This window comes from Streptomyces sp. NPDC044061, from assembly GCF_056434305.1.
Window position 1 is genome coordinate 1 of the sequence record NZ_JBWKFL010000020.1, and the last position, 19,147, is coordinate 19,147.

The window sequence follows — 19,147 nt, forward strand, 5'->3', positions numbered from 1 at the left end:
CTCAAGTCCCTCGCCGACTACCTCACCAGGATCACCCCACCCAACAGCCAAGACGGAGAGAAATAAGCCTCATGATTTCTGGCGCATCACACTAGCCCCGGGCCCCGTACACCGCCCCCGGCTCCTCCGCCCGCGCCAGCAGCTTCAGGGCGGTGTCCCCCGCATCGGCCGGGGACCAGCGCGCACCCTTGTCGGCCGTGGGACCCGGCCGCCAGCCCTCCATGACGGTGATCCGGCCGCCCTCCGCCTCGAACACCCGGCCGGTCACGCCGGTGCTCGCGGCGGAGCCGAGCCAGACGACCAGCGGGGAGACGTTCTCGGGGGCCATGGCGTCGAAGCCGGCGGCCGGGGCCGCCATGGTCTCGGCGAAGGTACGTTCCGTCATACGGGTGCGGGCGGCAGGGGCGATGGCGTTGACCTGGACGCCGTAGCGGGCCAGTTCGGCCGCCGCGACCAGGGTGAGCCCGATGATCCCGGCCTTGGCGGCGCTGTAGTTCCCCTGCCCGACCGAACCCAGCAGGCCCGCCCCGCTGCCGGTGTTGACGATCCGGGCCACCGGCGTGCGCCCGGCCCTGGCCTCGGCCCGCCAGTGCGCGGCGGCGTGCTTCAGGGGCAGGAAGTGTCCCCTGAGGTGGACGTGGAGCACGGCGTCCCAGTCGTCCTCGTCGAGGTTGACGAGCATGCGGTCGCGCAGGAAGCCGGCGTTGTTGACGAGCGTGTCGATCCGCCCGTACGTCCCGACGGCGGCCTCGATCAGGGAGGCTGCCCCCTCGGTCGTCGCGATGTCGCCGGCGTGCGCGACCGCCTCGCCGCCCGCGTCCCGGATCTCCGCGACGACGGCCGCCGCCGGGCCTTCGGGCCCGGGAGCCCCGTCCAGCCCCACACCCAGGTCGTTGACGACGACCCGGGCTCCCTCGGCGGCGAAGGCGAGGGCGTGGGCACGTCCCAGCCCCCGCCCGGCGCCGGTGACGACGACGACTCGTCCTGCGCAGATTCCGCTCATCCCGGGCCTCCTTGTCGGCGGTCTTCCTTGTCGGCGGTCGCGGCGTCCAGGAAGGCGGGCCGCTCCCCGCCCCCGTGCACCAGCAGGCTCGCCCCGCTGATGTAGGCGGCCGCGTCGGAGGCCAGGAAGACGGCGGCCCCTCCGACGTCGGCCGGGGTGGCAAGCCGTCCGAGCGGGACGGTGCGGGAGACCGCGGCGACGCCGCCCGGGCCCCCGTAGTGCAGAGCGGACAGCTCGGTGCGGACCATGCCGACGACCAGTGTGTTGACCCGGACCTCCGGCGCCCACTCCACGGCCATGGACGCGGCCAGGTTCTCGAGCCCCGCCTTGGCCGCTCCGTAGGCCGCCGAGCCGGGCGAGGGCCGGCCGCCGCTCACACTGCCGACCATGACGACCGAGCCCCGGGTCCGCCGGAGTGCTTCGTAGGCGGCCAGGGAGGCGGTCAGCGGGGTGAGGAGGTTCAGCTCGATGACCCGGGCGTGCCGCTCGGCGTCCGCGTCCGTCAGCCGCCGGTACGGGGTGCCGCCCGCGTTGTTGACGAGCACGTCGAGCCGCGGCAGCGCGGCGAAGAAGGCACGGACGGCGGGCGGGTCGCGCAGGTCGAGGGGCGTGAACTCCACGCCGTCGAGGGGCTGGTCGGGGGGACGCCGGGCGCAGGCCACCACCTGGGCGCCGACCCCGGCGAAGGCCCGTGCGACACCGGCGCCGACGCCCCGGGTGCCGCCGGTGACGACGACGGTTCTGCCGCGCAGCGAGTTGTCCATAGGCCCTGCCGCGGAGTTGTCCACAGGCTCTCCCGCTCGTCTTCGCCGACTGCTAGCTTCGAAGCCTCACCTAACAAATGTTTGGTGGAAAGGCGTTGTGTGCGAAGGTAGCTGATGCGTCCATGGGTGTCTCCATGTCGGCCCCGGAAAAGGGGATTTCCGTAGTCACCGTCGACTTCCCGCCGGTGAACGCTCTGCCGGTGCACGGCTGGTTCGCCCTGGCCGAGGCCGTGCGCTCGGCGGGCCGTGACCCCGAGGCGCGGTGCGTGGTGCTGGCGGCCGAGGGGCGCGGGTTCAACGCGGGCGTGGACATCAAGGAGATACAGGCGACGGGGCACGAGGCACTGATCGGTGCCAACCGGGGCTGCGCGGAGGCCTTCGCGGCGGTGTACGAGTGCGAGACCCCGGTGATAGCGGCGGTGCAGGGGTTCTGCCTGGGCGGCGGGATAGGCCTGGCGGGGAACGCGGACGCGATCGTGGCGAGCGAGGACGCCTCCTTCGGGCTGCCCGAGCTGGACCGGGGCGCGCTGGGCGCCGCCACGCACCTGGCCCGGCTGGTCCCGCAGCATCTGATGCGGGCGCTGTACTACACCGCGCGCACGGCGAGCGCCGCCGAACTGCACGCGCACGGCTCGGTCTGGCGGGTCGTGCCGCGCACGGAACTGCGCGCGGCGGCGCTGGAGCTGGCCCGCGAGATCGCCGCGAAGGACGGACGGCTGCTGCGCATGGCCAAGGCCGCCATCAACGGGATCGACCCCGTCGACGTGCGCCGCAGCTACCGCTTCGAACAGGGCTTCACGTTCGAGGCCAACCTCAGCGGACTGGCCGACCGGGTCCGCGACACGTTCGGGAAGGAGGGCGCGTAGGTGGGCGACAAGACGATGACCGCCGACGAGGTGGTCTCCCGGCTGTCCAGCGGGATGACCCTGGGCATCGGCGGCTGGGGCGCACGACGCAAGCCGATGGCACTGGTCAGGGCCCTGCTGAGAGCCGGGATCGGGGATCTGACGGTCGTCTCGTACGGCGGGCCGGACGTCGGCATGCTGGCCGCGGCCGGCCGGATCCGCAGACTGGTCACCGCCTTCGTCACGCTCGACTCCATCCCGCTCGAACCGCACTACCGGGCGGCGCGCGAGCGCGGGGACCTCGAGCTGACGGAGGTCGACGAGGGGATGTTCATGTGGGGGCTGCACGCGGCCGCGAACCGGCTGCCTTTCCTGCCGGTGCGGGCGGGCGTCGGCTCGGACGTCATGCGGGTCAACCCGGGCCTGCGGACGGTCACGTCGCCGTACGAGGACGGGGAGACGTTCGTGGCGATGCCCGCCCTGCGGATGGACGCGGCCCTGGTGCACGTCAACCGCGCCGACCGGCTGGGCAACGGGCAGTGTCTGGGCCCGGACCCCTACTTCGACGACCTGTTCTGCGAGGCGGCGGACCAGGCCTACGTCTCCTGCGAACGGATCGTCGACACGGCCGAGTTGACGAAGGAGGCGGCGCCGCAGTCGCTGCTCCTCAAACGGCTCTCGGTGACCGGTGTGGTCGAGGCGCCGAACGGGGCGCACTTCACGTCCTGCGCGCCGGACTACGGCCGGGACGAGGAGTTCCAGAGGGAGTACGCCGCCACCGCGTGGCCGGAGTTCGCCGAGCGGTTCCTCGGCGCGGACGAGGAGACGTACCGGTCGGCGGTGCGGTCCTGGCAGCAGGAGCGAGGGCGATGACGGACACCGGCACGGCCGCGCCCCGGCGCGCCGAGTACTGCGTGATCGCCTGCGCCGAGGCCTGGCGGGACGGCGGGGAGATCCTGGCGAGCCCGATGGGTCTGATCCCGTCGCTGGGCGCGCGGCTGGCCCGGCTGACCTTCGCGCCGGACCTGCTGCTCACCGACGGGGAGGCGCTGCTGGTCCGCCCGGACGGCACGCCCGAGGGCTGGCTGCCCTACCGGCAGCATCTGGCCCTGGTGGCGGGCGGGCGCCGGCACGTGATGATGGGGGCGAGCCAGATCGACCGGTACGGCAACCAGAACATCTCCTGCATCGGCGACTGGTCACGGCCCCGTCGGCAGTTGCTCGGGGTACGCGGGGCGCCGCTCAACACGCTGAACAACCCGACGAGTTACTGGATCCCGCGGCATTCCCGGCGGGTGTTCGTGGAGCGGGCGGACATGGTGTGCGGGGTGGGGTACGACCGGGCGGCGGAGCTGGGCGGCACGGCCCGCTTCCACCGCGTCCCCCGGGTGGTCTCCGATCTCGGCGTCTTCGACTTTGCCACTGCGGACCGCTCGATGCGGCTGGCCTCGCTGCATCCGGGGGTGAGCGTGGAGCAGGTGCGGGAGGCGACGGGTTTCGCGCTCGCCGTGCCGGACGAGGTGCCCCGCACCCGGGAGCCCACTTCGGAGGAGCTGCGGCTGATCCGTGAGGTGCTGGATCCGGCCGGAGCGCGGGAGCGCGAGGTCCCCGAGGCGGTGAGCGGGTGATGGAGACCGCGCTGACCCGGCTGGTCGGGGTACGGCACCCGATCGTGCAGACCGGGATGGGCTGGGTGGCCGGCCCGCGGCTGGTCTCGGCGGCGGCGAACGCGGGGGCTCTCGGCATCCTCGCCTCCGCGACCATGACGCTCGATCAGCTGCTCGCCGCCATACGGGAGGTCCGGTCGCGGACGCCGGCTCCGTTCGGGGTGAACCTGCGCGCCGACGCGGCGGACGCGGCAGACCGGGTGCGGATCATGCTGGACGAGGGTGTCCGGGTGGCCTCCTTCGCCCTGGCCCCCTCGCCCGAGCTGATCGGCAGGCTCAAGGAGGCCGGTGTGGTGGTCATACCGTCCGTGGGAGCGCGACGGCACGCCGAGAAGGTGGCCGCGTGGGGCGCGGACGCGGTCATCGTGCAGGGCGGCGAGGGCGGCGGGCACACCGGCGAGGTGGCGACGACCGTGCTGCTGCCGCAGGTCGTGGACGCGGTGCGGATACCGGTCGTGGCGGCGGGCGGCTTCTTCGACGGGCGGGGGCTGGTCGCGGCGCTGGCCTACGGGGCGGCCGGCGTGGCCATGGGCACCCGGTTCCTGCTCACCTCGGACTCGACGGTGCCGGACGCGGTGAAGGCCCGGTATCTCGCGGCGAGCGTCCGGGACGTCACCGTCACCACAGCGGTGGACGGGCTGCCGCACCGGATGCTGCGCTCGGAGCTGGTCGACGCGCTGGAGCGGTCCGGCCGCATACGGTCCCTCGCCCACGCGATGCGGCGGGCGGCCGGATTCCGGCGGTTGTCGGGGCTCACCCGGCGGCAGCTGGTCCGGGACGGCCTGGCCCTGAAGCACGGCAAGGAGCTGTCCTGGAGTCAGGTGCTGCTGGCGGCGAACACGCCGATGCTGCTGAAGTCGGCCATGGTGGACGGCCGCACGGACCTGGGGGTGCTGGCCGCCGGGCAGGTCGCCGGGGTGATCGACGACCTGCCGTCGTGCGCCGAGCTGATCGGGCGGATCGTGAAGGAGGCCGAGGAGGTGCTGGAGCGGCTGGAGGGGCTCACAGGCGTTCGATGATCGTCACGTTCGCCTGGCCGCCGCCCTCGCACATGGTCTGAAGCCCGAATCGGCCGCCGGTGCGCTCCAGTTCGTGGAGCAGGGTGGTCATCAGCCGGACTCCGGTGGCGCCGAGCGGGTGGCCGAGGGCGATCGCCCCGCCGTTGACGTTGACCTTCTCCGGATCGGCTCCGGTCTCCTTCAGCCAGGCCAGGACGACCGGCGCGAAGGCCTCGTTGATCTCCACGAGGTCGAGGGCGTCGATGGTCAGGCCCGTCTTCTTCAGGGCGTGCGCGGTGGCCGGGATGGGGGCGGAGAGCATGCGTACGGGGTCCTCGCCACGCACGGAGAGGTGGTGGACGCGGGCGCGGGGGCGCAGCCTGTGTTCCCGTACCGCACGCTCGGAGGCGAGCAGCATGGCCGCGGCTCCGTCGGAGACCTGGGAGGAGCAGGCGGCGGTGACGGTGCCGCCGTCGAGGACGGGCCTCAGCGCGGCCATCTTCTCCAGGGAGGTGTCCCGGCGCGGGCCCTCGTCGACGGCGACCTCGCCGTAGGGGACGGTCTCGCGCTCGAAGCGGCCGGTGTCGATGGCCCGGACCGCCCGCCGGTGCGAGCGCAGCGCGAACTCCTCCTGGTCCTCGCGGCTGATGCCCCACTTGGCGGCGATCATCTCGGCGCCGGCGAACTGGTTGACGGGTTGGTCGCCGTAGCGGGCACGCCAGCCGGTGCTGCCGAGGAAGGGGCCGTCGGTCAGGCCGAGGGGTTCGGCGGCCTGTCGGGAGGCGAAGGCGATGGGGATCTGCGACATGTTCTGCACCCCGCCCGCGACCACCAGGTCCTGGGTGCCGGAGAGCACGGCCTGCGCGGCGAAGTGCACGGCCTGCTGGGAGGAGCCGCACTGCCGGTCGACCGTCACGCCCGGCACCTCCTCGGGCAGGCCGGCGGCCAGCCAGCAGGTGCGGGCGATGTCCCCCGCCTGCGGCCCGACCGCGTCCAGGCAGCCGAAGACGACGTCCTCCACGGCGGCCGGATCGATCACGGCCCGCTCCACGAGCGCCTTCAGCACATGGGCGCCCAGGTCGGCCGGGTGGACCCGGCCGAGCCCTCCCCCGCGCCGCCCGACGGGCGTGCGGACCGCTTCGACGATGTAGGCCTCGGCCATGGCGACTCCCTCACAGGAAAGGGGTGTTGACGGTGATGTCATTCGCGTACGGCGATCCCGTCCAGGACCATCGACAGGTACTGCCGGGCGATCTCCTCCGGGCTGTGCTGTCCGCCGGGCCGGTACCAGGACGCGGCGACCCACACCGTGTCCCGGACGAACCGGTAGGTGAGCCGGACGTCCAGGTCGGCGCGGAAGACGCGCTCGGCGACCCCGCGTTCCAGCGTGGACAGCCACGCCTTCTCGAACCGGCGCTGCGAGTCGGCGAGGAAGCCGAAGCGGTCCTGCGCCACGAGCTGCCTGCTCTCCTTCTGGTAGATCGCGACGGCGGCGCGGTGCCGGTCGATCTCCCGGAAGGACTCGGTGACCAGGGCCTCCAGGGTCTCGCGGGGCCCGAGTGCGGAGGCCAGGACGGTGTCGTAGCCGTCCCACAGCTCGTCGAGGAAGGTCCGCAGGATTTCCTCCAGCATCGACTCCTTGGAGTCGAAGTGGTAGTAGAGACTGCCCGCGAGCATGCCGGCGTGGTCGGCGATGGTGCGGACGGTCGTGGCGTTGTAGCCCTGTTCGGCGAAGACCTCGGCCGCGGTGTCGAGGAGTTCGCTGCGGCGCGCCTGGGCGGCGGCCGCCATGGGCTTCTTCGGGGCGGTCACCTGGGGCTTCTTCTTGGTCGGCACGGACCCATTGTGGTCTGCCCGTCGTCAGGGGTGCTGGCTGCTGACGGCGACGACCTCGCCGGTGAGGTACGAGGAGTAGCCGGACGCGAGGAACACGATCGCGTTGGCCACCTCCCAGGGCTCGGCGTATCTGCCGAAGGCCTCACGGGCGGTCAGTTCCTCGAGCAGTTCGGCGGACGTGACCTTCACCAGGTGCGGATGCATGGCGAGGCTGGGCGCGACCGCGTTGACCCGCACCCCGTAGGCGGCGGCCTCGATCGCCGCGCACCGGGTCAGCGCCATGACCCCGGCCTTGGCCGCGGCGTAGTGGGCCTGCCCGGCCTGGGCCCGCCAGCCGACGACGGAGGCGTTGTTGACGATCACCCCGCCGCCGGCGTCCCGCATGGCGCGCAGGGCCGCGCGGGTGCAGCGGAAGGTGCCGTTCAGCGTGACGTCGAGGACGCGGGACCACTGCTCGTCTGTCATGTCGACGAGGTCCGAAGTCCCGCCGAGGCCCGCGTTGTTGACCACGATGTCGAGCTGTCCGTGCTCGCGCGCGGCCGTCTCGAACAGCGCCCTCACCTGGGCCTCGTCGGTGACGTCGCAGGGCACCGCCGCGACCGCTCCGGGGAACTCCGCGGCCAGCCGGGTCTCGTGCTCCTTCAGCCGGCGCGTGTGCGCGTCGCTGATCAGCACCCGGGCGCCCTCCTCGAGGAAGCGGCGGGCGGTCGCCCCGCCGATCCCCGCGCCGGCCGCCGCGGTGACGACGGCCGTGCGTCCCTTCAGCAGCCCGTGCCCGGGCACGTACGCCGGACTCTCGACGCCTGTCATGGGGTCACGCTAACCTACCAAACACTTGTTAGGGAAGGACGGTGACGGCGACCGTGGACCTGACCCACTCCCCGGCCGACGAGGAGTTCCGCACCGAGGCCCGCGCCTGGCTACGGGCGCACGTGCCCCGCGACCCGCTCCCCTCCCTGGAGACCGAGGAGGGCTTCGCTGCGCACCGTGCCTGGGAGGCGGAACTGGCCGCGGACCGCTGGTCGGTGGTGTCCTGGCCCGACGAGTACGGCGGGCGGGGCGCCGGGCTGCTGCGGTGGCTGGTCTTCGAGGAGGAGTACTGGGCGGCGGGCGCACCGGGCCGGGTCGGCCAGAACGGGATCAGCCTCCTCGCACCAACCCTCTTCGACCACGGCACGGCGGAACAGCGCGCGCGTGTGCTGCGGCCGATGGCCTCGGGCGAGGTGGTCTGGGCGCAGGCCTGGTCCGAGCCGGAGGCGGGCTCCGACCTGGCCTCGCTCACCTCCAGAGCGGTACCGACGGACGGGGGCTGGCTGCTGAGCGGCCAGAAGACCTGGTCCTCCCGGGCCGCCTTCGCCGACCGGGCCTTCGGCCTGTTCCGCAGCGACCCCGGTGCGCCGAGACCGCATCAGGGGCTCACGTACCTCATGTTCGACCTGCGCGCCCCCGGGGTCACGGTCCGCCCGATCGGCCGGCTGGACGGGAAACCGGCCTTCGCGGAACTGTTCCTGGACGAGGTGTTCGTGCCGGACGGGGACGTGATCGGCGAGCCCGGCCAGGGGTGGCGGATCGCGATGTCCACGGCGGGCAACGAACGGGGCCTGACCCTGCGCTCCCCGGGCCGTTTCCTGGCCTCGGCCGCCCGGCTGCTGGACCTGTGGGAGGCGCGGGGCCGCCCGGAGCACGGCCGTGCCCGGGTGGCCGACGCCCTGGTCGGCGCCCGCGCCTACCAGTTGTCCACCTACGCGGCCGCCTCCCGCTTCCTGGAGGGCGCCTCGCTGGGCCCCGAGTCCAGCATGAACAAGGTGTTCTGGTCCGAGTACGACCTGGCGCTGCACGAGACGGCGCTCGATCTCCTCGGCGGCGAGGGTGAATGGGCGGACACGGACTGGGCGGAGGGGTACGTCTTCTCCCTGGCCGGACCCATCTACGCGGGCACCAACGAGATCCAGCGGGACATCGTCGCCGAGCGCCTGCTCGGCCTGCCGAAGGGACGCCGCTGATGCGCTTCCTCCTCGACACCGAGCAACGTGCCTTCGCCGACTCGCTGCACGCGATGCTGACGGCGGCGGACACCCCGGCGGTGACACGGGAGTGGAGCCGCGGCGACCATGCGAGCGGCCGCGCGCTGTGGCGTCGTGTCGCGGAGGCGGGCGTGTTCGGGCTCGCGGTGCCGGAGGAGTACGGCGGGCTGGGGCCGCACCCGGTGGAACTGGCCGTGGTCTTCGTGGAGTTGGGCAGGCACGCGGTGCCCGGGCCGCTGGTGGAGACGGTCGCGGCGGCCGTGCTGCTGGGCGAGGGCCCGGCGGCCGAGCGGTTCCTGCCCGGGCTCGCGGCGGGCGAGACCATGGCGACCGTCACGGCACCCGGCGGATACGCCCTCGACGGCGACGCGGCCACCCTCCACCTCGCCACGGCCACCGAGGGACTGCTGCTGTCTCCCGGCCCCGGCCCGGTCCGCCGCTCCCTCGACCCCGCCCGCCGTCCGACTCCGCTGACCCCGGGCGGTGAACTCCTGACCCCCGACCCGCCGCGCGCCCGCGCCCTCACCTGGGCACGCCTCGCCACTGCCGCCCAGGCCCTCGGCGTCGGACTCGCCCTGCTCGACCGGACGGTCGCGTACGTCGGGCAGCGCACGCAGTTCGGCGTCCCCGTCGGTTCGTTCCAGGCCGTCAAGCACCGCCTCGCCGACGCGGCGATCGCCCTGGAGTTCGCGCGCCCCCTGCTCTTCGGAGCGGCGCTGTCCCTGCGCCCCGCGGACGTGGCCGCCGCCAAACTGAGAGCCTGCGAGGCGGCGTACACCACCGCCCGCACCGCGCTTCAACTGCACGGCGCGATCGGGTACACGGCGGAGTACGACCTGTCCCTGTGGCTGACCAGGGCCCGCGCCCTGCGCACGGCGTGGGGCACGCCCGACGAGTGCCGGGACGCGGTGCTGGAAGACCCCGGCTAGGCGGCCGGGACCGGCGGCGCGAGAGCGGGGCCCGCCCGTCCAGGGGGCGCTTGCGGCGCGCGACTCAGGCCGGCCGCACGATGCCCGCGGCGCGTGCGGCCGCCAGCCACTTCGGGAACTCGCCGACGAGACGGTCGTACAGCTCGGTGTCGGAGACCCGTCGCGGGTCCTCGCCGGCGTGGAAGAAGCCGGCGTTGTCCACGGCCCGTTTGCCGGGCACCGCCAGTTCGTCCAGCCTGCGCAGGAACTCGAACTGCCGGCTGCCCGGGTCGCCGAAGCCGACGAACTGCCAGAACAGCGGGAGCCGGGCCGCCTTGCACAGGTACCGCTCGGCGGCGAGCTTGTTGATCGGGCCGCCGTCGGTCTGGAAGACGACCAGCGCGGGGTCGGTGGCACCGCTGTCGAGGTAGTGGTCGATGACGGCGTCCATCGCCAGGTGGTAGCTGGTCCTGCCCATGTGCCCGAGCCCGGCCGCGATCCGCTCGATCCGGCCCTCGTGGCCGTCGAGCGCGATGTCGGTGACCGCGTCGATGTCCGTGGAGAAGAACACCACCGGCACCCGCCCGTCGTCGTCGAGGTGCGCCGACAGCCCCAGCACCCGGTCGGCGAGCGCCTGCACGCTGCCGTCGTTGTAGTACGGCTTCATCGAGCCCGAGTAGTCGACCACCAGGTACACGGCGGCCCGCAGCCCGTCCAGGCCGTGCTTGCGCAGCGACACCCCCGCCGACCGGTACGCGCCGACGAGCGCGGGCGCGGTCTCCTCCACCTTGCGCAGACTGATCGCGGCCATGGTCCCCCCTTGGCTTCCGGGAGGACGAGCCTATGTGATCTCCGGCCCCTGCTGTCGCTCCCGTCACAGCGGTTCGATATTTTGTTCGCCGCCGTCCCCACCGGCTCACCCCTGTCCCGATCTTCCTCAGAGGAGCCGGCCGTGACCGCCGAGTCCGCCGTCACCACCTGCTTTCGTCACCCCAAGGTGGAGTCGCATGTCCGCTGCACCCGCTGCGACCGCTACATCTGCCCGTCGTGCATGCGGGAGGCCGCCGTCGGCCATCAGTGCCCGGAGTGCGTGAAGGAGGGCGCGCGGTCGGTCCGGCAGGCGCGCACGGCGTTCGGCGGCCGGATCAGCGCGGTGCCGCTGGTGACGTACGTCCTGATCGGGCTCAACGTGCTCGCCTACCTCGCCGAACTGGCACGACCGTCCGTCGTGGACCGGTTCGGGATGCTGGGCGCAGGGCTCCGGGGCACGGACGGCGCGCACTACCTGTGGCAGTACCCGTACGGCTCCTCGGTGCATGCCGAAGGCCTTGCGGGCGGACAGTGGGAGCGGCTGCTGACCGGCGCCTTCCTGCACATGCCGCCGACGGAGGGCATCGGCGTCCTGCACATCGTGATGAACATGGCCTCGCTGTGGACCGTCGGCCGGGTGGTGGAGGCGCAGTTGGGCCGCGTCCGCTACCTGGCCCTGTATGTGCTGTCGGCACTCGGCGGCTCGGTACTGCAGCTGCTGATCGCGCCGGACACGCTGAGCGTCGGCGCCTCCGGCGCCATCTTCGGGCTGGGCGCCGCCTACTGGGTCATGGGCCGCCGCCTGGGCTACGACATGCAGGCGGTCAACCGCTACATGATCGGCCTGCTGCTGTGGATGGTGCTCTCCGCGGGGATGACCTCATGGCAGGGGCACCTCGGCGGCCTCCTGGCGGGCGGTGCGGTGACACTGGCGTACGCGTACGCTCCCCGGGACAACCGTCGTGCCCTGATCCAGGTCGGCGTGTGCGTGGCCCTGTCGGCGCTGCTGCTCGTCCTCGCCTGGGTCAAGGTCTCGGGTCTCACGGGAGGTGCGGCCGCATGAGACGAGCCGGAATCCTGCTGTTCGCGGCCGTGCCGGTCGTCGTCACGGCGGTGGTGTACGCCGTCGGGCCCGGTTCGTCCGGCTCCTCCGAGGGCACCCACCTCTCCGCCGCACAGCAGGCGCGCCAGGACGCCAAGAGCCGGGCCGAGTCGGAGCAGGCCGAGGACGCGGAGGTCATCGCCGACGCCCCGCCGGGACTCGCGGCGCCCGCCAAGAAGGAGCTGGCCCAGCGGATCGTGGCGAGCGCGGAGAACTCCACGCTCGACTGGCGCAGCGCCTACGACTACATCGAGGACATCGGCGACGGAGAGGGCTACACCGCCGGCATCATCGGCTTCTGCACCGGCACCCACGATCTGCTGACCCTGGTGGAGCGCTACACGAAGGCGCATCCGGGCAACGGCCTCGCGACGTACCTGCCCGCCCTGCGCGAGGTCGACGGCACCGACTCGCACGAGGGCCTGGACCCGGGCTTCACCGCGGCCTGGAAGGCGGAGGCGAAGCTCCCGGCGTTCCGCAGGGCCCAGGAACAGGAGCGCGACCGCGCCTACTTCGAGCCGGCCGTCCGCCTCGCCAAGCTGGACGGCCTGGGCACGCTGGGCCAGTTCGTCTACTACGACGCGATGGTCTTCCACGGCCCCGGCACCGGCCCCGACGGCTTCTACGGCCTGCGCGAGCGCGCCATGAAGGAGGCCGACACCCCCTCCGAGGGCGGCAGCGAGAAGAACTACCTCGACATCTTCCTGGACGTGCGCCGCAAGGCGATGAAGACCAAGAAGCCGACCATCGACACCACCCGCATCGACACGGCCCAGCGGGAGTTCCTGTACGACGGCAACCTCGACCTGCACACACCGCTGGAGTGGCGGGTGTACGGGGAGACGTACAAGGTGCCGTAGCCGGCGGGCGTCCGGGCATGCGGCGGCGCCCGCCCAAGAGTCCGGTCGGGGACAGGTGGGCGGGCGCCGTCAGTGTTCCGTACGCCTTTGTACGGGACGTTTCTCGGTGGGCCGTCAGACCGCCAGTGCGCGGTCCGTCGGGCGGATCGGGGCCGGCAGGTCGCTGGCGCCGGTCAGGAAGCGGTCCACGCCGCGGGCGGCCGAGCGGCCCTCCGCGATCGCCCAGACGATCAGCGACTGGCCACGGCCCGCGTCACCGGCGACGAACACGCCCGGCACGTTGGTCTGGAAGTCGGCGTCGCGGGCGATGTTGCCGCGCTCGTCGAGGTCCAGGCCGAACTGCTCGACCAGGCCGTTGTCCCGGTCGGTGCCGGTGAAGCCCATGGCGAGGGTGACCAGCTGGGCGGGGATCTTGCGCTCCGTGCCCGGCTTCTGGGTCAGCCTGCCCTCGACGAACTCGACCTCGGCCAGGTGCAGCCACTGCACGTTGCCGTCCTCGTCGCCCTCGAAGTGGGTGGTGGAGGCGGCGTAGATCCGCTCGCCGCCCTCCTCGTGGGCCGAGGTGACCTTGTAGAGGATCGGGAAGGTCGGCCAGGGCTGGCTGACCGGGTGCCGCTCCTCGTTCGGGCGGGGCATGATCTCCAGCTGGGTGACGGAGGCAGCGCCCTGGCGGTGGGCGGTGCCCACGCAGTCGGCACCGGTGTCGCCGCCGCCGATGACGACGACGTGCTTGCCCTCGGCCGAGATCGGAGCGGTGACGTAGTCGCCCTCCTGGACCTTGTTGGAGAGCGGCAGGTACTCCATCGCCTGGTAGATGCCCTTGAGTTCGCGGCCGGGCACCGGAAGGTCGCGGGCGGTGGTGGCGCCGACGGCCAGGACCACGGCGTCGTACCGCTTCTTCAGGTCCGTCGCCTTCAGGTCGCGGCCGATCTCGATGCCGGTCCGGAAGCGGGTGCCCTCCGCGCGCATCTGCTCGATACGGCGGTTGATGTGCCGCTTCTCCATCTTGAACTCGGGGATGCCGTAGCGGAGGAGGCCTCCGACGCGGTCCGCGCGCTCGTAGACGGCGACCGTGTGGCCGGCCCGGGTGAGCTGCTGGGCGGCGGCGAGACCCGCCGGGCCCGAGCCGATGACCGCGACCGTCTTGCCGGACAGGCGCTCGGGCGCCTGCGGGGCGACGTCCCCGGTCTCCCACGCCTTGTCGATGATCGAGACCTCGACGTTCTTGATGGTCACCGGCGTCTGGTTGATGCCGAGCACACACGCCGACTCGCAGGGGGCCGGGCAGAGGCGACCGGTGAACTCCGGGAAGTTGTTGGTCGCGTGCAGGCGCTCGGAGGCGGCGCCCCAGTCCTCGCGGTAGGCGTAGTCGTTCCACTCGGGGATCAGGTTCCCCAGCGGGCAGCCGTTGTGGCAGAACGGGATGCCGCAGTCCATGCACCGGCTGGCCTGCTTGCTGATGATCGGCAGCAGGGAGCCGGGGACGTAGACCTCGTTCCAGTCCTTGACGCGCTCCTCGACGGGACGGGACTTGGCGACCTCACGGCCGTGGTTCAGGAAGCCCTTCGGGTCAGCCATTGATCGCCGCCTCCATCATCTTCTCGGTGATCTCGGTCTCGGAGAGACCGGCTCGCTCGGCGGCGTCCTTGGCGGCGAGCACTGCCTTGTACGTGCTGGGGATGATCTTGCTGAACCGCGCCGCGGCCGCGTCCCAGTCGGCGAGCAGCTTCCCGGCGACCGTCGAACCGGTCTCCTCGGCGTGGCGGCGCACCACGTCGTGCAGCCACTGCTTGTCCGTGTCGTCCAGCGCCTCGACCGCCCCGGCGTTGCCGACGTTGACGTTGTCGCGGTCGAGGTCGATGACGTAGGCGATGCCGCCGGACATGCCCGCCGCGAAGTTGCGGCCGGTCGGGCCGAGGACCACCGCGCGACCACCGGTCATGTACTCGCAGCCGTGGTCGCCCACGCCCTCGGAGACGACCGTCGCGCCGGAGTTGCGGACGCAGAACCGCTCACCGGTACGGCCGCGCAGGAACATCTCGCCGCCGGTGGCGCCGTAGGCGAGGGTGTTGCCCGCGATGGTCGAGTACTCGGCGAGGTGGTCGGCGGCCCGGTCGGGACGGACGACGATCCGGCCGCCGGACAGGCCCTTGCCGACGTAGTCGTTGGCGTCGCCCTCCAGGCGCAGCGTGACGCCGCGCGGCACGAACGCGCCGAAGGACTGACCGGCCGAGCCGGTGAAGGTGATGTCGACGGTGTCGTCGGGCAGGCCCGCGCCGCCGAACTTCTTCGTCACCTCGTGGCCGAGCATGGTGCCGACCGTGCGGTTGATGTTGCGGATGGCGACCTGGGCGCGCACCGGCTGTGCCTCGGTGGCGTCGGAGGCGGCCAGGGCGTCGGCGGCGAGCTTGATCAGCTCGTTGTCCAGGGCCTTCTCCAGGCCGTGGTCCTGCTCGACGATCTGGTGGCGCACCGCGCCCTCGGGCAGCTCGGGCACGTGGAACAGCGGCTCCAGGTCCAGGCCCTGCGCCTTCCAGTGGTCGACGGCACGGGTGACGTCGAGCGCCTCCGCGTGGCCGACGGCCTCCTCGATGGAGCGGAAGCCCAGCTCCGCGAGGATCTCGCGGACCTCCTCGGCGATGAACCGGAAGAAGTTCACCACGTACTCGGCCTTGCCGTTGAAGCGGTCGCGCAGGGTCGGGTTCTGGGTGGCGATGCCGACCGGGCAGGTGTCCAGGTGGCAGACGCGCATCATCACGCAGCCGGAGACGACCAGCGGAGCGGTCGCGAAACCGAACTCCTCGGCGCCGAGCAGCGCGGCGATGACCACGTCACGGCCGGTCTTCAGCTGGCCGTCGGTCTGGACCACGATCCGGTCGCGCAGACCGTTGAGCAGCAGGGTCTGCTGCGTCTCGGCCAGGCCCAGCTCCCAGGGGCCGCCCGCGTGCTTCAGGGAGGTCAGCGGGGAGGCACCCGTGCCGCCGTCGTGGCCCGAGATCAGGACGACGTCGGCGTGCGCCTTGGACACACCGGCCGCGACCGTGCCGACACCGACCTCCGACACCAGCTTCACGTGGATACGTGCCGCCGGGTTGGCGTTCTTGAGGTCGTGGATCAGCTGGGCCAGGTCCTCGATGGAGTAGATGTCGTGGTGCGGCGGTGGGGAGATCAGGCCGACGCCCGGCGTCGAGTGACGCGTCTTGGCGACCCACGGGTAGACCTTGTGGCCGGGCAGCTGGCCGCCCTCGCCGGGCTTGGCGCCCTGGGCCATCTTGATCTGGATGTCGTCCGCGTTGACCAGGTACTCGGAGGTGACACCGAAGCGGCCGGAGGCGACCTGCTTGATCGCCGAGCGGCGCGCCGGGTCGTACAGGCGCTCCGGGTCCTCGCCGCCCTCACCGGTGTTGGACTTGCCGCCCAGCTGGTTCATGGCGATGGCGAGGGTCTCGTGCGCCTCCTTGGAGATGGAGCCGTACGACATGGCGCCGGTCGAGAACCGCTTGACGATCTCGGAGACCGGCTCGACCTCGTCGACGGAGATCGGCTGACGGCCCTCGCCACCGGTCTTGAAGCCGAACAGGCCGCGCAGCGTCATCAGGCGCTCGGACTGCTCGTTCACACGCTCGGTGTACTTCTTGAAGATGTCGTAGCGGCCGGAGCGCGTGGAGTGCTGGAGGCGGAAGACCGTGTCCGGGTCGAACAGGTGCGGCTCGCCCTCGCGGCGCCACTGGTACTCGCCGCCGATCTCCAGCGCGCGGTGCGCGGGAGCGATGCCGGAGGCGGGGTAGGCCTTGGCGTGGCGGGCGGCGACCTCCTTGGCGATGACGTCGATGCCGACGCCGCCGATCTTGGTGGCCGTGCCGTTGAAGTACTTCTCCACGAAGGCGTCGTCCAGGCCGACGGCCTCGAAGACCTGGGCGCCGCGGTAGGAGGCGACGGTGGAGATGCCCATCTTGGACATGACCTTCAGAACGCCCTTGCCGAGGGCGTAGATCAGGTTGCGGATGGCCTTCTCGGGCTCTATGTCCGACAGGAAGGTGCCCGCGCGGACGAGGTCCTCGACGGACTCCATCGCCAGGTACGGGTTGACGGCGGCGGCGCCGTAGCCGATGAGCAGGGCGATGTGGTGGACCTCGCGGACGTCGCCGGCCTCGACCAGCAGGCCCACGTGGGTGCGCTGCTTGGTGCGGATGAGGTGGTGGTGGACGGCCGCGGTGAGCAGCAGCGACGGGATCGGGGCGTGCTCGGCGTCCGAGTGGCGGTCCGAGAGGACGATCAGGCGGGCGCCGTTCTCGATGGCCGCGTCGGCCTCGGCGCAGATCTCCTCTATGCGCGCGGCGAGCGAGTCGCCACCGCCGGAGACCCGGTACAGGCCCGACAGGGTCGCGGCCTTGAAGCCGGGCATGTCGCCGTCGGCGTTGATGTGGATGAGCTTGGCCAGCTCGTCGTTGTCGATCACCGGGAAGGGCAGCACGACGGACCGGCAGGAGGCGGTGGTCGGGTCGAGCAGGTTGCCCTGCGGGCCCAGCGAGCTGCGCAGGGAAGTGACCAGCTCCTCGCGGATCGCGTCCAGCGGCGGGTTGGTGACCTGCGCGAACAGCTGGGTGAAGTAGTCGAAGAGCAGCCGCGGGCGCTCGGAGAGGGCCGCGATCGGCGAGTCCGTACCCATGGAGCCGATCGGCTCCATGCCGGCCTTGGCCATCGGGGCGAGGATGACGCGCAGCTCCTCCTCGGTGTACCCGAAGGTCTGCTGGCGGCGGGTGACCGAGGCGTGGGTGTGGACGATGTGCTCGCGCTCGGGCAGGTCGCCCAGCTCGATCTCGCCGGCCTCGAGCCACTCGGCGTAGGGCTGCTCGGCGGCGAGGGTCGCCTTGATCTCGTCGTCCTCGATGATGCGGTGCTCGGCGGTGTCCACGAGGAACATGCGGCCGGGCTGCAGGCGGCCCTTGCGGACGACCCTGGCCGGGTCGATGTCGAGGACGCCGACCTCGGAGCCGAGGACGACGAGGCCGTCGTCGGTGACCCAGTAGCGGCCGGGGCGCAGGCCGTTGCGGTCGAGCACGGCGCCGACCTGGGTGCCGTCGGTGAAGGTGACACAGGCCGGGCCGTCCCAGGGCTCCATCATCGTGGAGTGGAACTGGTAGAAGGCGCGCCGGGCCGGGTCCATGGAGTCGTGGTTCTCCCACGCCTCCGGGATCATCATCAGCACGGAGTGCGGGAGCGAGCGGCCGCCCAGGTGCAGCAGCTCCAGCACCTCGTCGAAGGACGCCGAGTCGGAGGCGTCCGGCGTACACACCGGGAAGATCCGCTCGACGGCCTTCTCGTCCGAGCCGAACAGGTCCGAGACCAGCTGGGACTCGCGGGCGCGCATCCAGTTGCGGTTGCCCTTGACGGTGTTGATCTCACCGTTGTGGGCGACGAAGCGGTAGGGGTGCGCGAGCGGCCACGACGGGAAGGTGTTCGTGGAGAAGCGCGAGTGGACGAGCGCGACGGCCGAGGCGAAGCGGCGGTCGGACAGGTCCGGGAAGAAGGGCTCCAGCTGGCCGGTGGTCAGCATGCCCTTGTACACGATCGTGCGGGCGGAGAGGGACGGGAAGTAGACACCGACCTCCCGCTCGGCGCGCTTGCGCAGCACGAAGGCCTTGCGGTCCAGCGCGATGCCCTCGCTGGCGCCTCCCCCAGACTCCGTCTGGGAGGTGCCCCCAGCGACGAAGATCTGCCGGAAGGCCGGCATGGTGGACCGGGCGGTGGCGCCCAGCAGCTCGGGGGCGACGGGAACCTCGCGCCAGCCGAGGACGCTCAGTCCCTCCTCGGCCGCGATCGTCTCGATCTTCGAGACGGCGTCCCCGGTGCCCTCCTCCGGCAGGAAGGCGATGCCTACCGCGTAGGCACCCGCCGCGGGAAGGTCGAATTCGGCCACCTCGCGGAAGAAGCCGTCGGGGACCTGGGAGAGGATGCCCGCGCCGTCGCCGGAGTCGGGCTCGGAGCCGGTGGCGCCGCGGTGCTCGAGGTTGCGCAGAACAGTCAGCGCCTGCTCGACCAGCGTGTGGCTCGCCTCTCCGGTGAGGGTGGCCACGAAGCCGACGCCGCAGGCGTCGTGCTCGTTGCGGGGGTCGTACATACCCTGCGCAGCAGGGCGAGCATCCATGAACGACCAGTTCTGGCCATTCGCGGAATGCTGGGACGGCTGGCGCGGCGTACGCATCGGCTCTCCCGTCGTCGTCATGTGGCATGTGGCAAGTGCCGAGGGACGACGTTGGCCCTCTGCGGGTGGCGAAATTTCGTGCAGATTACATGATGGAGTCATTCCCGGGAACCGGATACTGCGTT

At 72.0% G+C, this 19,147-nt stretch carries 16 protein-coding genes; 8 read left to right on the top strand and 8 right to left on the bottom strand.

Going from position 1 to position 19,147, the window contains the following annotated elements; genetic code table 11:
- Positions 1-91: 91 nt before the first annotated feature.
- Positions 92-1,003, bottom strand: coding sequence for an SDR family oxidoreductase (locus AC07CM_RS29825; RefSeq protein WP_478879554.1), 912 nt, complete (start codon positions 1,001-1,003; stop codon positions 92-94).
- Positions 1,000-1,767 carry an SDR family oxidoreductase gene (locus AC07CM_RS29830; protein ID WP_478879693.1) on the bottom strand — a complete coding sequence of 256 codons (768 nt, stop codon included), beginning with the start codon at positions 1,765-1,767 and terminating at the stop codon, positions 1,000-1,002. Before AC07CM_RS29830 ends, AC07CM_RS29825 begins: the two co-directional genes overlap by 4 nt.
- 122 nt (positions 1,768-1,889) lie before the next feature.
- On the opposite strand from AC07CM_RS29830, the gene AC07CM_RS29835 reads away from it, so the two are divergent.
- Genes AC07CM_RS29835 through AC07CM_RS29850 form a run of 4 tightly spaced genes read left to right on the top strand, consistent with a single transcriptional unit; the run spans position 1,890 to position 5,298 of the window.
- Positions 1,890-2,633 (top strand): enoyl-CoA hydratase family protein, encoded by a 744-nt coding sequence (locus AC07CM_RS29835; protein WP_478879555.1) that lies wholly within the window; start codon positions 1,890-1,892, stop codon positions 2,631-2,633.
- Complete coding sequence (locus AC07CM_RS29840) at positions 2,634-3,485, top strand: CoA transferase subunit A (RefSeq protein ID WP_478879556.1); 852 nt, start codon at positions 2,634-2,636, stop codon at positions 3,483-3,485.
- Entirely contained in the window at positions 3,482-4,240 is a 759-nt protein-coding gene (locus AC07CM_RS29845; RefSeq protein ID WP_478879557.1) for a CoA-transferase subunit beta, read from the top strand. The genes AC07CM_RS29840 and AC07CM_RS29845 overlap by 4 nt, the downstream gene beginning before the upstream one ends.
- On the top strand, positions 4,240-5,298 hold the full coding sequence (locus tag AC07CM_RS29850) for an NAD(P)H-dependent flavin oxidoreductase (RefSeq protein WP_478879558.1): 1,059 nt from the start codon (positions 4,240-4,242) through the stop codon (positions 5,296-5,298). The genes AC07CM_RS29845 and AC07CM_RS29850 overlap by 1 nt, the downstream gene beginning before the upstream one ends.
- Here AC07CM_RS29850 and AC07CM_RS29855 read toward each other — a convergent pair.
- The 3 genes from AC07CM_RS29855 to AC07CM_RS29865 are packed head-to-tail and all read right to left on the bottom strand — an operon-like array spanning position 5,282 to position 7,923.
- Positions 5,282-6,439: an acetyl-CoA C-acetyltransferase gene (locus tag AC07CM_RS29855; protein WP_478879559.1), complete on the bottom strand. Its 1,158-nt coding sequence runs from the start codon at positions 6,437-6,439 to the stop codon at positions 5,282-5,284. The genes AC07CM_RS29850 and AC07CM_RS29855 overlap by 17 nt on opposite strands.
- Positions 6,440-6,477: 38 nt before the next feature.
- Entirely contained in the window at positions 6,478-7,113 is a 636-nt protein-coding gene (locus AC07CM_RS29860) for a TetR/AcrR family transcriptional regulator (protein ID WP_478879560.1), read from the bottom strand.
- A 24-nt stretch (positions 7,114-7,137) separates the two neighbouring features.
- Positions 7,138-7,923, bottom strand: coding sequence for an SDR family oxidoreductase (locus AC07CM_RS29865; RefSeq protein ID WP_478879561.1), 786 nt, complete (start codon positions 7,921-7,923; stop codon positions 7,138-7,140).
- A gap of 53 nt (positions 7,924-7,976) precedes the next feature.
- Between AC07CM_RS29865 and AC07CM_RS29870 the strand changes: the two genes are divergently transcribed.
- Together AC07CM_RS29870 and AC07CM_RS29875 are read left to right on the top strand one after the other, a co-directional pair.
- Positions 7,977-9,116, top strand: coding sequence for an acyl-CoA dehydrogenase family protein (locus AC07CM_RS29870; RefSeq protein ID WP_478879694.1), 1,140 nt, complete (start codon positions 7,977-7,979; stop codon positions 9,114-9,116).
- Positions 9,116-10,066 (top strand): acyl-CoA dehydrogenase family protein, encoded by a 951-nt coding sequence (locus AC07CM_RS29875; RefSeq protein ID WP_478879562.1) that lies wholly within the window; start codon positions 9,116-9,118, stop codon positions 10,064-10,066. The genes AC07CM_RS29870 and AC07CM_RS29875 overlap by 1 nt, the downstream gene beginning before the upstream one ends.
- 64 nt (positions 10,067-10,130) lie before the next feature.
- On the opposite strand, the gene AC07CM_RS29880 is transcribed toward AC07CM_RS29875, so the two are convergent.
- Positions 10,131-10,856: a vWA domain-containing protein gene (locus AC07CM_RS29880; protein ID WP_478879563.1), complete on the bottom strand. Its 726-nt coding sequence runs from the start codon at positions 10,854-10,856 to the stop codon at positions 10,131-10,133.
- A gap of 141 nt (positions 10,857-10,997) precedes the next feature.
- On the opposite strand from AC07CM_RS29880, the gene AC07CM_RS29885 reads away from it, so the two are divergent.
- A complete protein-coding gene (locus tag AC07CM_RS29885; RefSeq protein ID WP_478879564.1) occupies positions 10,998-11,918 on the top strand; it encodes a rhomboid family intramembrane serine protease in 921 nt (306 codons plus the stop codon).
- A complete protein-coding gene (locus AC07CM_RS29890; protein ID WP_478879565.1) occupies positions 11,915-12,817 on the top strand; it encodes a chitosanase in 903 nt (300 codons plus the stop codon). Before AC07CM_RS29885 ends, AC07CM_RS29890 begins: the two co-directional genes overlap by 4 nt.
- Before the next feature lie 114 nt (positions 12,818-12,931).
- Here the strand turns inward: AC07CM_RS29890 and AC07CM_RS29895 are convergent, their stop codons facing one another.
- Together AC07CM_RS29895 and gltB are read right to left on the bottom strand one after the other, a co-directional pair.
- Positions 12,932-14,395 (bottom strand): glutamate synthase subunit beta, encoded by a 1,464-nt coding sequence (locus AC07CM_RS29895; protein ID WP_478879566.1) that lies wholly within the window; start codon positions 14,393-14,395, stop codon positions 12,932-12,934.
- Entirely contained in the window at positions 14,388-19,022 is a 4,635-nt protein-coding gene (gene gltB / locus AC07CM_RS29900; protein ID WP_478879567.1) for a glutamate synthase large subunit, read from the bottom strand. The genes AC07CM_RS29895 and gltB overlap by 8 nt, the downstream gene beginning before the upstream one ends.
- Positions 19,023-19,147: the final 125 nt, after the last annotated feature.

Bases quoted from the DNA above. Each gene is read 5' to 3' on its own strand.
- AC07CM_RS29825 (WP_478879554.1), bottom strand. From the start codon at position 1,003: ATGAGCGGAATCTGCGCAGGACGAGTCGTCGTCGTCACCGGCGCCGGG.
- AC07CM_RS29830 (WP_478879693.1), bottom strand. From the start codon at position 1,767: ATGGACAACTCGCTGCGCGGCAGAACCGTCGTCGTCACCGGCGGCACC.
- AC07CM_RS29835 (WP_478879555.1), top strand. From the start codon at position 1,890: ATGGGTGTCTCCATGTCGGCCCCGGAAAAGGGGATTTCCGTAGTCACC.
- AC07CM_RS29845 (WP_478879557.1), top strand. From the start codon at position 3,482: ATGACGGACACCGGCACGGCCGCGCCCCGGCGCGCCGAGTACTGCGTG.
- AC07CM_RS29850 (WP_478879558.1), top strand. From the start codon at position 4,240: ATGGAGACCGCGCTGACCCGGCTGGTCGGGGTACGGCACCCGATCGTG.
- AC07CM_RS29855 (WP_478879559.1), bottom strand. From the start codon at position 6,439: ATGGCCGAGGCCTACATCGTCGAAGCGGTCCGCACGCCCGTCGGGCGG.
- AC07CM_RS29865 (WP_478879561.1), bottom strand. From the start codon at position 7,923: ATGACAGGCGTCGAGAGTCCGGCGTACGTGCCCGGGCACGGGCTGCTG.
- AC07CM_RS29875 (WP_478879562.1), top strand. From the start codon at position 9,116: ATGCGCTTCCTCCTCGACACCGAGCAACGTGCCTTCGCCGACTCGCTG.
- AC07CM_RS29880 (WP_478879563.1), bottom strand. From the start codon at position 10,856: ATGGCCGCGATCAGTCTGCGCAAGGTGGAGGAGACCGCGCCCGCGCTC.
- AC07CM_RS29890 (WP_478879565.1), top strand. From the start codon at position 11,915: ATGAGACGAGCCGGAATCCTGCTGTTCGCGGCCGTGCCGGTCGTCGTC.
- AC07CM_RS29895 (WP_478879566.1), bottom strand. From the start codon at position 14,395: ATGGCTGACCCGAAGGGCTTCCTGAACCACGGCCGTGAGGTCGCCAAG.
- gltB (WP_478879567.1), bottom strand. From the start codon at position 19,022: ATGCGTACGCCGCGCCAGCCGTCCCAGCATTCCGCGAATGGCCAGAAC.